This is a genomic window from Streptomyces sp. WMMB 322 (genome assembly GCF_900090145.1).
Classification (GTDB): domain Bacteria; phylum Actinomycetota; class Actinomycetes; order Streptomycetales; family Streptomycetaceae; genus Streptomyces.
In genome coordinates this window covers 1-13,260 of record NZ_FMHI01000017.1, presented here as the reverse complement: position 1 = coordinate 13,260, position 13,260 = coordinate 1, and the positions used below count along the sequence as shown (strand labels likewise).

Genomic DNA, 13,260 nt, shown 5'->3' with positions numbered 1-13,260 from the left:
ATGGTTTCCGACAGAGCCGGCGAGGACGGCGGCACAGGCGGCGTCCCCCGTCCGCGTGCGAATGACGCCGTCAGCGTCGTGGACGTGGCGATCGGCCGCCTGAAACGGCGCATCGAGAGCGGCGAGTTCGCCCCCGGGCACCGGCTGCCTCCCGAGGCGGCGCTCGCCGGTGAACTGGAGCTGTCCCGTCCCTCGCTGCGCGAGGCGGTGCGGGCGCTCGCCATGGCCGGAGTCCTCGAAGTGCGGCGCGGCGACGGCACGTTCGTCACCGATCTGCGTCCCGAGCGGCTCATGAGCGCCATCGGCAGCTTTCTCGACCTCGCCCACGACACCGCACTGGACGAGATGCTCGAATGCCGCAAAGTGCTGGAGCCGGGAGCGACCGCGCTCGCCGCGACCCGCATCGGCGACGCCGAACTCGACGGGCTGCTGGAGCGCATCGAGCGGATGCGGACGGTGCAGGACCCGGGCGAACTCGTCCGCGAGGACCTGGCGTTCCACGCCGACATCGTCGCGGCGACGGGCAACCGCACGCTCCAGTCCCTGGTCTCGTCGGTGAGCAACCGGACGGCCAGGGCCCGCATGTGGCGGGCCCTGGTCAAGTCCGACGTCCTCGCCTGGACGCATCAGCAGCACATGGACATCCACGGTGCGCTGCGCGCCCGCGACAGCCTCGGCGCCTTCGCGGCGGCGAGCCGCCACGTCAACGACGTGGAGCGGTGGGTGCGCGAGCGCCTGGACGCGGTGCGGGAGCGCCCTGGCGGGCCCGGGGAGTGACGCCGGGCGGCCCGGGCGGCCGGCGCGCCCCGCGGGCCGTCGGCCCGGTCCGGCCGGCCTGCCCGGCCTGCGGCGGGCGGCCGTGCCGCGACGGATCGCAGCGGTCTTCGGACCGCAGTGCACGATGGCCCCGCGGCGGGGCGGTGCGTGGTCCGCCGTTGCGGCGGCGAGCCGGCTGCTGTCGCGGTGTGCCGACACCGGTGTGCGGGTGGGGCGTTGTGGTGCGGTGGCCGCGTCCGTACGTTCCATGGCCGGGTCCGTGGGGGCCCGGTCCGGGGTCGGTCGCGGGGTGGTGCTGGTGCCGCCCCGGGCTCGGGAGTCGGGGCGGTGCGGTGCCCCCGCCGTGCCCCCGCGGTGCTCCCGTGGCGGGCAAGGCGTGGTCCGCTGTTGCGGCGGACCACGGCCGGCGCAGCGCCACCGGGGACCGGCGCAGCGACCCGGAGCAGCGGTCCCCGATGGCGCTGCGCGCCCCGCGCCCCTACCGCGCGGGCAGTACCTTTCCGGTGACCTCGCCCAGGCCGATGCGCCCGCCGCCGGGGCCGGGCGCCCATGCGGAGAGGGTCACTTCGTCCCCGTCCTCCAGGAACCCCCGGCTGCCGTGCGGCAGTTCGAGAGGTTCCTTGCCGCCCCACGTCAGCTCCAGCAGGCAGCCGCGCTGCGAGCGCTCCGGCCCGCTCACCGTGCCGGACGCGTAGAGGTCGCCCGTGCGCAGCGAGGCGCCGTTGACCGTCATGTGCGCGAGCTGCTGTGCGGCGGTCCAGTACATCGCGGAGAACGGCGGCTCGGAGACGGCGTGACCGTTGATGCTCACCGTCAGCCTCAGATCGATGCCGCCGGGCTCCGGCTCCGCCGAGTCGTCGAGATAGGGCAGCAGCGGCACGTCGCGCTCCGGCGGTGCGGTACGGGCGGAGTCGAGGGCGTCGAGCGGAGTGATCCAGGCGGAGACGGACGTCGCGAAGGACTTGCCGAGGAACGGGCCGAGCGGCACGTACTCCCAGCCCTGGATGTCGCGCGCCGACCAGTCGTTGAGGAGCGTCACGCCGAAGACGTGGTCGCGGAAGGCGGAGAGCGGGACGCTGTCGCCGTGTGCGGTCGGGGTGCCGACGACGAATCCGACCTCGGCCTCGATGTCGAGCCGCCGCGAGGCGCCGAAGACCGGCGAGTCCTCGGTGGGCGGCTTGCGCTGGCCCTTGGGCCGCAGCACGGGGGTGCCGGAGACGACGACGGTGCCCGCGCGGCCGTGGTAACCGATGGGCAGATGCTTCCAGTTGGCGGGCAGCGCGGCGCTGTCGGGCCGGAAGATCTTTCCGACGTTCGTGGCGTGATGCTCGCTGGCGTAGAAGTCGACATAGTCGGAGACCTCGAAGGGCAGGCGCATCGTCACCTCCGCCAGCGGCCGCAGGAACCGGCCCGCGGTCTCCCGGTGCTGCGGTGCGGTGAGCCACTCGCGCAGCTCCCCGCGCACCGCCTGCCACACGGGACGTCCCGCGGCCATCAGGGGCCCCAGCAGGGGCTGCCGCAGGAGCTCCGCGTACGACGAGCCGAAGGCCTCCGCCGCCCCGCCCGCGTCCAGGACGTGGTCGCCGTAGCGCACGACGATGTGCGGCCGGGCGGGGTCCTCGGGGGTGGTGCACACGCCGTAGGGGAGGTTGTCCGGGCCGAAGGGGTCGCCCTCGGGCAGTGGGGGAGGGGTCGCGTCTGTCACGGTGCCTGTCCTTCGAGATCGTCGCCGGTCACGGGCGAGTTCAGCGTACGGGCACCGCCCCGCCGCCGTTCCCGGAAGGGTTCGTCTGCCGCCGAGGCGCGGGGAGGACCGTGCGCCGCCCGCCGGAGCGCGGCGGGCGGACCAGGGGGAACGAGCCGGCGGCGGGGCCGCGGACCCTCGGCGGCGGGGTCCGCATACGTCAGGGCATACGCGCCCACGGAGATCCACTCGGGACCGGATACGCTGCCCGTGATGGCGACGACCTGAAAGTGAAAGCAGTGAGCGTTCCCCGTGTTCGCTCCCTCGTCGTATGCAGACAGGAGAACCCCCTCGTGACCGAAGTCGGGCCCTTCGGACTGATCTTGCGGGACAAGGCTCTCGAAGCCGATGTCCGGGCGGGGTTGGCTGCTGTCGAAGAAGGCCTCTTCGAGGCCACGAAAAGCGACGTCCCGTTCATAACGGGCGCCGCGCAGCACCTTGTACGCGCCGGCGGGAAACGCTTCCGCCCACTGCTGGTGATGCTCGGCGCACAGTTCGGCGACCCGCACGCGCCGGGGGTGGTGCCCTCGGCCGTCGTCGTGGAGCTGACCCATCTGGCGACGCTGTACCACGACGACGTGATGGACGAGGCGGACGTGAGACGCGGCGTCCCCAGCGCCAACGCCAACTGGACCAACTCGGTCGCGGTGCTCACCGGCGACTATCTCTTCGCCCGCGCCTCCCACATCCTCGCCGACCTCGGGCCCGAGGCCGTCCGCATCCAGGCGGAGGCGTTCGAGCGGCTGGTGACCGGCCAGATCCTGGAGACCGCCGGCCCCGGGGAGGGCCGCGACCCGGTGCATCACTATCTGGACGTCATCGCGGGCAAGACGGGGTCGCTGATCGCGGTCGCCGGGCGCTTCGGGGCGCTGATGTCCGGGGCCGACGAGAGCGTCGTCTCCATCCTCACCCAGTACGGGGAACGTGTCGGCACCGCGTTCCAACTCGCCGACGACGTACTGGACATCGCCAGCGACTCCACCGAGTCCGGCAAGACGCCCGGCACCGACCTGCGCGAGGGCATCCCCACTCTTCCCGTGCTCCGTCTCCGTGCCCGTGCCGCCTCCCCGGAGGCCACGGCCGAGGACCGGGCGCTGCTCGAACTGCTCGACGGCGACCTGACCGACGACGCCCGTCACGCCGAGGCCCTGTCGGGGCTGCGGGCACACCCCGCCCTGGAGCAGGCCCGCCAGGACACCATCCGTTACGCGAACGAGGCGCGCGAGACGCTCATGCCGCTGCCCGACTGCGCGGCCAAGGCGGCCCTTTCGCAGTTGTGCGACGCCGTCGTGCACCGCGCCGCCTGAGGGTTCGCCCATCCCGGGTACCACTCCGCGTCACCCCTTGGGCAAGGCCGCTCACCTGCGGCGTCGCTGCCGGGAAAGGGTCACGGAGCGGTCCGCGCCGCCCGGCGGCTTCAGGGACGACCACTGTCGGCGGCCTCCGCACGGGGGACTTTTCCCCGGCCTCTCTCCACCCGCAGGAGTAGGCGGACTTGCCTCCTCCGGCGGACGCCAACGGCTCACCGGTTTGGTGCCATTGAGACTCCACCCCGCACGTCCCCGTGGAATTCGGGGACAATGGCCGAGCGGGGCGGAGCCTCCCCGCCCGAGGCAGTGCGGGTCTCCCGCGAGGGTCTCCCCGCCGAAGGCAGGAGTGGGGTCTCCCCGCCGAAGGCAGGGGAAGGACGAGTGCACGTACAGGACCGGCCACCGACCCGGAGGTAGGGCACGACATGGCACAGATCCAACCGAGGACCACCGGCAGGAAGGCCGTCCGTTACGGGATACCGGCCGGCGTCGCCGGAGTCGCCGCATTGACCATCGGACTCGTCCCTGCGCTGGCGGACGTGGGTGCCCCGGACCTGCCGAAGATCTCGGCGGAAGAGCTCGTGGCGAAGCTGGCCGCGTCCGACACCCAGCACATGTCCGGCACCGTGAAGGTCAGCACCGACCTGGGCCTGCCCGAACTGCCCGGCGCGGGCGGCGGCAGCGGCAAGCAGGGCGGAGGCCTCTTCGGCGGCGGACCGCACGGTGACGGCGGGCATCAGAAGGACGGCCCGCGCGGCGGTGGCAAGGACGGGGTGGCCGAGCCCCAGGAGAAGCTGATGGAGCTGGCCTCCGGTGAGCACACCCTCCGCGTGGCCGCGGACGGCCCGGACAAGCAGCGGGTCTCCGTCGTGGAGGAGACCTCCGAGTACAGCCTCATCCACAACGGCGACGAGATGTGGGTGTACGACAGCGGTTCCGACTCCGCCCTCCACGCGAAGGCACCGAAGGGCGCCGGAAAGCACGACAAGGACGACAAGCACGGAAAGCACGACAAGGGCCACTTCGGGATGCCGGGCGCCGGCGGGGTCGGCGACATCACTCCGCAGAAGGCGGCCGAGCAGGCGCTGAAGGCGGCGGAAGACTCCACGTCCGTGACCGTGGACGGCACGGCGCAGGTCGCCGGCCGTGACGCCTACCAGCTGGTGATCAAGCCGAAGGGTGCCCCGCACTCGACCGTCGACTCCGTACGGATCGCGGTCGACGCGGACACCGGCACACCCCTGACGTTCACCCTCGCCCCGAAGGGCGGCGGCGAGCCGGCCGTCGACGTGCGCTACACCAAGGTCGACTTCGGCAAGCCGGATGCAGGGACCTTCGACTTCAAGCCCCCGAAGGGCACCGACGTCACCGAGTTGCCGCGCGGCGGGGCCCACCGTGAGCACCACGGCATGCCGCCGGGTGCCGCAGAGAAGTTCGACAAGTTCCGGAAGCACGACAAGGGCGAGAAGTTCAAGGACCTCGAGAAGGGCGAGGGCCCGGGGCTGTCCGGGCTGAAGACGCTCGGCAAGGGCTGGGGTTCGGTCGCCGAGTTCGACATGGGGAAGGGCGGAGCGAGCGGAATGCCCGGCCTCCCCGCACCCGGCGGTGAGGACAGCAAGTCGCCGCAGGCCGGGAAGTTCCTCGACAGTTTCACCGACAAGGCCAAGGGCGACTTCGGAACCGGCCGGATCTTCCACACCCGGCTGGTCAATGCTCTGATGACGGACGACGGAAAGATCTATGTGGGCGCCGTGACGAAGGAGGGCCTGATCAAGGCCGCCGACGCCGCCGCCAGGTGACCTTCCCTTCGGGAGGTCGTGACCGGCCCGTACCGTCCCCATCGCCCGCCGCGGGCGGTGGGGACGGACGTGACGGAGGCAGATCGAGCGAGAGACCACGGGAGCGCCATGGCTGAGCCGTCCCACGCAGCGGTCATCGAGACGCGCGGACTCAGCAAGCGCTACCGGGGCGGCCAACTCGCCGTCGACGGGCTCGATCTGGCCGTGCCGCGCGGCAGTGTCTTCGGCTTCCTCGGGCCCAACGGCTCGGGCAAGACCACCACGATCCGCATGCTGCTCGGCCTCATCGACGCCACCGAGGGGGAGGCCCGCCTGCTGGGCGAGCCCATGCCGTCCGCGGCGCGGCGGGTGCTGCCGCGCGTCGGCGCCCTCATCGAGGGGCCCGCGCTGTACGGCTTCCTCTCGGGGCGCGCCAATCTCCACCGCTTCGACGCCGCGGACCCCACCGCCGATCCGCGTACCCGCAGGACGAGGGTCGAGGACGCGCTGGAGCGGGTCGGGCTCTCGGCGGCAGCGGGCAAGAAGGCCAAGGCCTACTCGCTGGGCATGAAGCAGCGCCTGGGGATCGCCGCGGCCCTGCTCAAGCCGCGCGAACTGCTGGTGCTGGACGAGCCGACCAATGGCCTGGACCCGCAGGGCATGCGCGAAATCCGTTCACTCGTACGGGCGTTGGCGCAGGAGGGCACCACCGTCTTTCTCTCCTCGCACCTCCTGGACGAGATCGAGCAGGTCTGCACCCACACGGCCGTGATGAACCGCGGGCGGCTCGTCACCCAGGGCACCGTCGCCGAGATGTCGGCGGGCGTCCGCGGCCGGCTCACCGTCACGACACCGGACGGCGCGGAGGCCGCGCGTGTACTGAAGGAGCACGGCGTGGGCGACCTGACGGTGACCGGCGACGAGGTCACGGGTGAACTTCCGCCGCCGGAGGCGGCTCGGGGGCCCGAGTCGCCGGATGCGGCGGGGGAGCCCGATCTCGCCGGCCTGAACGCCGCGCTCGTACGGTCCGGGGTCCGCGTGCGGGGCTTCGGCGTGACGCGTGCGTCGCTGGAGGACGTTTTCGTCACGCTCACCGGGGAGGGCTTCGATGTCGCGGGCTGAGGCGGCAGCCGCGACGAGCGGTGCCGGCGGAACCGCCGGCCCGCCGTGGGCGGTGGCGCCCCGGGGGGAGAAGGGCCGTCTGCGCACGTCCGGTCTGCTGCGCAGCGAACTGCTCACCATGTTCCGGCGGTGGCGCACCGTGGCGCTGCTGGGCGTGCTCGCGGTGATCCCGGTGCTGGTGGGTATCGCGGTCAAGATCGAGACGGCGGACGGTGGTTCGGGCGGAGGCGACGGCGGCGGACCGGCGTTCATCTCGCAGATCACCAACAACGGCCTCTTCCTCGTCTTCACCTCGCTCGCGGCCACGCTGCCGTTCTTCCTGCCGATGACGGTCGGCGTCGTCGCGGGCGACTCGGTGGCGGGCGAGGCCAACGCGGGAACGCTGCGCTACCTCCTGGTCGCTCCGTCGGGGCGCACACGGCTGCTGCTCGTGAAGTACGCGGGCACGGTGGTCTTCTGCTTCGCCGCCACCCTCGTCGTCACGGCCGCGGCCCTGGCGACCGGCGCCGTTCTCTTCCCGCTCGGGGAGGTCACCCTGCTGTCGGGGACCACGGTCCCCCTCTCGGAGGGCTTGCTGCGGGCCGTGGCGATCGCGGTGGCCGTCTCGGTCTCACTGACGGGAGTGGCCGCTCTCGGACTGTTCATCTCGACCCTCACGAACAGCGGGATCGCCGCGATGGCCGCAACCGTGGGGCTGCTGCTCATGGTTCAGATCGTGGACACCGTCCCGCAGCTGCATGCCGTGCAGCCCTACCTCTTCCCGCACTACTGGCTGAGCTTCGCCGACGTGCTGCGCGACCCCGTCTACTGGGACGAGCTGGTGAAGAACTTCGGCCTGCAGGCCCTGTACACGGCCGTGTTCGGCTCCGCGGCCTGGGCCCGGTTCACCACCCGGGACGTCACTGCTTAGGGCAGGGGTGCGAGGACGGGGACGCCTCCGCGGACGCGGGGGAGGCGGCCGTCGAAGAAGCCGGAGAGGACGAAGGCGCGGGGGAGGACGCAGGAGCCGGAGAGGACGCAGCGGCCGTGGCCCGCCCCCGCGTCGCGGCCGTCGCCGACTCCTCCGCGCGCGCGGCGGCCCTGCGCAGCTCCTCGCGGGCGCGGCGCCTGGTGCGCAGGGCGTCCCAGGTGAGCACGCACAGAGCGATCCACACCAGTACGAAGCCGGCCCAGCGTTCCGGCGGCATCTCCTCGTGGAAGACCAGCAGCCCGAGGATGAACATCAGCGCCGGCGCCACGTACTGGAGCAGGCCGATGGTGGACAGCGGCAGCCGCACGGCCGCGCTCCCGAAGAAGATCAGCGGAACCGCCGTGACCAGACCGGAGACCGCGAGCAGCAGCGCGTGGCCCGGGCCGCCGGAGACGAACGAGCCCTCACCCGTGGCGCCGAGGTAGAGCAGGAACCCCATGGCCGGCACGAACTGGACGGCGGTCTCGGCGCTGAAGCTGTCGACACCGTCCAGCAGGATGCGCTTCTTGACGAGCCCGTATGTGGCGAAGCAGAGGGCCAGCGCGATCGAGAGCCACGGCACCTGCCCGTAGCCGATGCTCAGCACGGCCACCGCGACGGTGCCGATGCCGACCGCCGCCCACTGCGCGGGCCGCAGCCGCTCGCGCAGCAGCAGCACGCCGAAGGCGATGGAGACCAGCGGGTTGATGAAGTAGCCCAGCGAGGACTCCAGGACCCTGCCGACGCTCACCGACCAGATGAACAGTCCCCAGTTCATGGAGATCGCCGTCGCGGCGACGGCGACGAGGCCGAGCCGCTTGGGCTGCCGCAGCAGCGGACGGATCCACGCCCAGCGCCGCAGCACGGCGAGCAGCACGAGGGCCGTCGGCAGGGACCACACCATCCGGTGCGCGAGGACCTCGGCGGGGTTGGTGGATTCGAGCAGGTGCCAGTAGAGGGGGAGGATTCCCCAGAGGCCGTAGGCGGCGAAGCCGTAGAGCAGGCCGGTTCGCTCGTCGCTTCGGGATCCCACGAACCGTCCTCCTCGGGGCTCGGCAGTCAGCCGTCGATACCGCATCGACGGTAACCGCCGCGGAAACCCGCTGTCATCTCCGTTTCACATGACGGTACTGACAGCGCGGAGGGGCGGCTCCGAGGACCCCGGCGGACTGCCGGCCGGCACAAGGGCGGCCCCGCCGGAAGGAATCCGGCGGGGCCGCACCCGAGTTGTGCCGTCGCGTCGCGTCAGCCGGCGACCGTCCAGGTGTCGTTGCCCGCGAGCAGCGCCCCGAGGTCCCCCTTGCCCTGGTTCTCCACGGCGGCTTCGAGCTGTGTGTTCATGTCCGCGTCGTACACGGGCCGGTTGACGTCCCTGAGCACACCGATCGGCGTGTGGTGCAGGGTCTCCGGGTCGGCCAGCCGCGAGAGCGCGAACGCGGTGGTCGGGGACTCCGCGTGCGCGTCGTGCACGAGCACACCGTCGCTGCCTTCCTCCGTGACGTCGATGATGCGCAGGTCACCGGTGGCCTGGTCGCGGACGACGCCCTTCGAACCCAGTCCGTCCTCGCCGGGGGCGCCGAAGCGGACCGGCTCCCCGTGCTCCAGGCGGATCACGGCCTCCTGCGCCTGCTGTTTGTCCTTGAGGGCTTCGAAGGCGCCGTCGTTGAAGATGTTGCAGTTCTGGTAGATCTCGACGAGCGCCGTGCCGTGGTGATCCGCCGCGGCGCGGAGGGTGCTGGTGAGGTGCTTGCGGTCCGAGTCGACCGTACGGGCGACGAACGACGCCTCCGCACCCAGCGCCAGCGAGACGGGATTGAAGGGGGAGTCCAGCGAGCCCATCGGCGTCGACTTCGTGATCTTGCCCGTCTCCGAAGTGGGGCTGTACTGGCCCTTGGTGAGCCCGTAGATCCGGTTGTTGAACAGCAGGATCTTCAAGTTCACGTTGCGGCGCAGCGCGTGGATGAGGTGGTTGCCGCCGATGGACAGCGCGTCGCCGTCACCCGTGACGACCCACACCGACAGGTCGCGCCGCGTGCTCGCCAGGCCCGTGGCGATGGCGGGCGCACGCCCGTGGATGGAGTGCATCCCGTAGGTGTTCATGTAGTACGGGAAGCGGGAGGAGCAGCCGATCCCGGAGACGAAGACGATGTTCTCCCTGGCCAGGCCGAGTTGGGGCATGAAGCCCTGCACGGCGGCCAGCACCGCGTAGTCGCCGCAGCCGGGGCACCAGCGCACTTCCTGGTCGGACTTGAAGTCCTTCATGCTCTGCGCGGCTTCGGCCTTGGGCACGAGCGAGAGAGCCTCGCTCTCCCGGGGCGTCCCGGTCGTCTCAGTCATCGAGGGATGCCTCCTTCAGTGCGGTCGCGAGCTGCTCTGCCTTGAAGGGCATGCCGTTGACCTGGGTGTAGGAGTGGGCGTCGACGAGGAACTCGGCGCGGATGAGGGTGGCCAGCTGTCCCAGGTTCATCTCGGGGATGATCACCTTCTCGTAACGCCTCAGCACAGCGCCGAGGTTGGACGGGAACGGGTTGAGATGCCGCAGGTGCGCCTGCGCGATGTGCTGCCCGTCCCTGCGCAGCCGGCGTACGGCCGCGGTGACCGGCCCGTACGTCGAACCCCAGCCCAGCACGAGCGTGGTGGCCAGGCCGTCCGGGTCGTCGGCCACGACGTCGGGGACGTCGATGCCGTCGATCTTGGCCTGCCGGGTGCGCACCATCAGGTCGTGGTTGGCCGGGTCGTAGGAGATGTTGCCGGTGCCGTCCTGCTTCTCGATGCCGCCGATGCGGTGCTCCAGGCCGGGCGTTCCGGGGACGGCCCAGGGCCGCGCCAGGGTCTGCGGGTCGCGCTTGTACGGCCAGAACGCCTCGGTGCCGTCCTCCAGGCGGTGGTTGGGCACCTGGGTGAACTGCACGTGCAGGTCCGGCAGTTCGCCCAGCTCCGGTACGCGCCACGGTTCGGAGCCGTTGGCGAGGTAGCCGTCGGAGAGCAGGAAGACCGGAGTGCGGTAGGTCAGCGCGATGCGCGCCGCCTCCAGGGCGGCGGTGAAGCAGTCGGCGGGCGTGGACGGCGCGACGACCGGCACGGGCGCCTCGCCGTTGCGTCCGTACATCGCCTGAAGCAGGTCGGCCTGCTCGGTCTTGGTGGGCAGCCCGGTGGAGGGGCCTCCGCGCTGGATGTCGACGATCAGCAGCGGCAGTTCCAGCGAGACCGCGAGGCCGATGGTCTCCGACTTCAGCGCCACACCCGGCCCGGAGGTCGTCGTCACGCCGAGCGCGCCGCCGAAGGCTGCGCCGAGCGCTGCGCCGATGCCGGCGATCTCGTCCTCCGCCTGGAAGGTGCGCACCCCGAAGTTCTTGTGCCTGGACAGCTCGTGCAGCACGTCCGAGGCCGGGGTGATGGGGTACGAGCCGAGGAACAGGGGCAGCCCGGACTGCTGGGAGGCGGCGATCAGCCCGTAGGCGAGGGCGAGGTTGCCGGAGATGTTCCGGTACGTCCCGGGCGGGAACGCGGTGGTGGCCGGAGCCACCTCGTAGGAGACGGCGAAGTCCTCGGTGGTCTCGCCGAAGTTCCAGCCGGCCCGGTAGGCGGCGATGTTCGCCTGGGCGACCTGCGGCTTCTTCGCGAACTTGGTGCGCAGGAAGTGCTCGGTCTGCTCGGTGGGGCGGTTGTACATCCACGACAGCAGACCCAGAGCGAACATGTTCTTCGAGCGGCCGGCGTCCTTGCGGCCGACGTCGAACTCCTTGAGTGCCTCCACGGTCAGCGTGGTCAGCGGCACCTGGTGCACGCGGTAGCCGTCGAGCGAGCCGTCCTCGAGCGGGCTGGCGTCGTAGCCGACCTTGGCCATGGCGCGCTTGGTGAACTCGTCGGTGTTGACGATGATCTCCGCGCCGCGCGGCACGTCGCCGATGTTCGCCTTCAGCGCCGCCGGGTTCATCGCGACGAGGACGTTGGGTGCGTCACCCGGCGTGAGGATGTCGTGGTCGGCGAAGTGCAGCTGGAAGGAGGAGACGCCGGGGAGCGTGCCCGCGGGGGCACGGATCTCCGCCGGGAAGTTCGGCAGCGTCGAGAGGTCGTTGCCGAACGAGGCGGTCTCGGAGGTGAAGCGGTCTCCGGTCAGCTGCATGCCGTCGCCGGAGTCGCCCGCGAAGCGGATGATCACCCGTTCCAGGCGGCGTACCTCTTTGCCGGAGGCGGGACGGGCGCCCGCCTCACCGCCGGGGCCGTCGACGTCGTCGACACTTCCGGTGCCGTTCGTCCCGCCCGCGGCGGGTTCGTCGGCGCCAGGGCGCTGCCCGGCCGGGCTGTTGACCTGGTTGGTCACGGTGGATCGGACCTCCTCGAGGCTGCGGGCTCGCCTGACATCGTACGTCGGTAAGGGTTGCCTTCCCTGGACTGACCACATCGCGGACGGGCTCCTGAGACACCGGCCATGTCCGGATCCGTGCCCCGTGTGGCCCTTCCTCCTGCTGTGCGCCGGCCGCTGGACACCTGCTCAGGGCGTCGTCGGCCGGATGCCGGACCCACCGCCGGCCGCCCGCGGCCGGCAGTGGGAGCGGCTAGGAGCTGATGTACGTCAGCACCGCCAGCACCCGGCGGTGATCAGCGTCACTCTGCGACAGACCCAGCTTCATGAAGATGTTGCTCACGTGCTTCTCGACGGCGCCGTGGCTGACCACGAGCTGCTGCGCGATCGCGGAGTTCGTGCGTCCCTCCGCCATCAGCCCCAGCACCTCCCGCTCGCGCGGGGTCAGCGCCGCCAGTACGTCCTGCTTGCGGCTGCGGCCCAGAAGCTGTGCGACCACCTCCGGATCGAGCGCCGTACCGCCCCGGGCGACACGGACCACAGCGTCCACGAACTCCCGCACCTCCGCCACGCGGTCCTTGAGCAGGTAGCCCACGCCGCTGCTGGAGCCGGCCAGCAGCTCCGTCGCGTACTGCTCCTCCACGTACTGCGAGAGCACCAGGACGCCCAGGTCGGGGTGGGCCCGGCGGAGCGCGATCGCCGCCCGCACACCCTCGTCGGTGTGGGTCGGCGGCATCCGTACGTCGGCGACCACCACGTCCGGGACCGAGCCCGCGGCGGCGAGGTCGGCGACCGTCTTCACCAGCGCGTCGCCGTCCCCGACGCCCGCCACGACCTCGTGGCCCCGGTCGGTCAGCAGCCGGGTCAGGCCCTCCCGCAGCAACACCGAGTCCTCGGCGATGACCACCCGCACCCTGTCGCGCGTGTCCTGTGAGCCTGCGTCCTGCGCGTCCTGTCCGTTCTGTCCGTCCTGCGCACTGCTCGCACCGTTCGCGCCGTTCGCGTTCTGCGCCATTCCGTTCCCCCGGCTTCTCGCTGCGGACTGCTCATAAGGACGTCTGCGACGCGCTCAGCATTCCAGAAGCGGGCCGCCGGGTCGGGGGGACGCAGCAGCGCGGTCACGGGTTGCCACGGCCCGGCCGGGTCCGGCCCGGCCCGGGCGGGGGCGCGGATCAGTCCCGCCAGGGGAGTTCGGCGGTGATGGTGGTGGGGCCGCCGGTGGGGGAGTTGATGACGAGGAGTCCGTCGACGGCGGTGAGGCGTTCGGTGAGGCC

General features: G+C 71.7%; 10 protein-coding genes. 5 read left to right on the top strand and 5 right to left on the bottom strand.

Features of this window, described 5'->3' with window-relative positions:
* The gene (locus tag H180DRAFT_RS22690; RefSeq protein WP_079100343.1) at positions 1-777 is read left to right on the top strand and encodes a FadR/GntR family transcriptional regulator; all 777 of its coding nucleotides are present in this window, start codon (positions 1-3) and stop codon (positions 775-777) included.
* Positions 778-1,255: 478 nt separating this feature from the next.
* Here H180DRAFT_RS22690 and fahA read toward each other — a convergent pair whose 3' ends face one another.
* Entirely contained in the window at positions 1,256-2,482 is a 1,227-nt protein-coding gene (fahA, locus tag H180DRAFT_RS22685; protein ID WP_055487983.1) for a fumarylacetoacetase, read from the bottom strand.
* Positions 2,483-2,814: 332 nt separating this feature from the next.
* On the opposite strand from fahA, the gene H180DRAFT_RS22680 reads away from it, so the two are divergent.
* The 4 genes from H180DRAFT_RS22680 to H180DRAFT_RS22665 all read left to right on the top strand — a co-directional run bounded on the left by H180DRAFT_RS22680 (position 2,815) and on the right by H180DRAFT_RS22665 (position 7,641).
* Complete coding sequence (locus H180DRAFT_RS22680) at positions 2,815-3,828, top strand: polyprenyl synthetase family protein (RefSeq protein ID WP_055487982.1); 1,014 nt, start codon at positions 2,815-2,817, stop codon at positions 3,826-3,828.
* Between the two features lie 428 nt (positions 3,829-4,256).
* On the top strand, positions 4,257-5,630 hold the full coding sequence (locus H180DRAFT_RS22675) for a LolA family protein (protein ID WP_055487981.1): 1,374 nt from the start codon (positions 4,257-4,259) through the stop codon (positions 5,628-5,630).
* 108 nt (positions 5,631-5,738) lie between these two features.
* Positions 5,739-6,731, top strand: a complete 993-nt coding sequence (locus H180DRAFT_RS22670) for an ABC transporter ATP-binding protein (protein ID WP_055487980.1) — start codon at positions 5,739-5,741, stop codon at positions 6,729-6,731.
* Positions 6,718-7,641: an ABC transporter permease gene (locus H180DRAFT_RS22665; protein ID WP_055487979.1), complete on the top strand. Its 924-nt coding sequence runs from the start codon at positions 6,718-6,720 to the stop codon at positions 7,639-7,641. Before H180DRAFT_RS22670 ends, H180DRAFT_RS22665 begins: the two co-directional genes overlap by 14 nt.
* On the opposite strand, the gene rarD is transcribed toward H180DRAFT_RS22665, so the two are convergent.
* The 4 genes from rarD to H180DRAFT_RS22645 all read right to left on the bottom strand — a co-directional run bounded on the left by rarD (position 7,631) and on the right by H180DRAFT_RS22645 (position 12,899).
* Positions 7,631-8,713: an EamA family transporter RarD gene (rarD, locus tag H180DRAFT_RS22660; protein ID WP_079100328.1), complete on the bottom strand. Its 1,083-nt coding sequence runs from the start codon at positions 8,711-8,713 to the stop codon at positions 7,631-7,633. The genes H180DRAFT_RS22665 and rarD overlap by 11 nt on opposite strands.
* A gap of 212 nt (positions 8,714-8,925) precedes the next feature.
* Complete coding sequence (locus H180DRAFT_RS22655) at positions 8,926-10,017, bottom strand: 2-oxoacid:ferredoxin oxidoreductase subunit beta (RefSeq protein ID WP_055487977.1); 1,092 nt, start codon at positions 10,015-10,017, stop codon at positions 8,926-8,928.
* A complete protein-coding gene (locus H180DRAFT_RS22650) occupies positions 10,010-12,004 on the bottom strand; it encodes a 2-oxoacid:acceptor oxidoreductase subunit alpha (protein ID WP_055487976.1) in 1,995 nt (664 codons plus the stop codon). Before H180DRAFT_RS22650 ends, H180DRAFT_RS22655 begins: the two co-directional genes overlap by 8 nt.
* A 235-nt stretch (positions 12,005-12,239) precedes the next feature.
* Entirely contained in the window at positions 12,240-12,899 is a 660-nt protein-coding gene (locus tag H180DRAFT_RS22645; RefSeq protein WP_055488086.1) for a response regulator transcription factor, read from the bottom strand.
* Between the last annotated feature and the right edge of the window lie 361 nt (positions 12,900-13,260).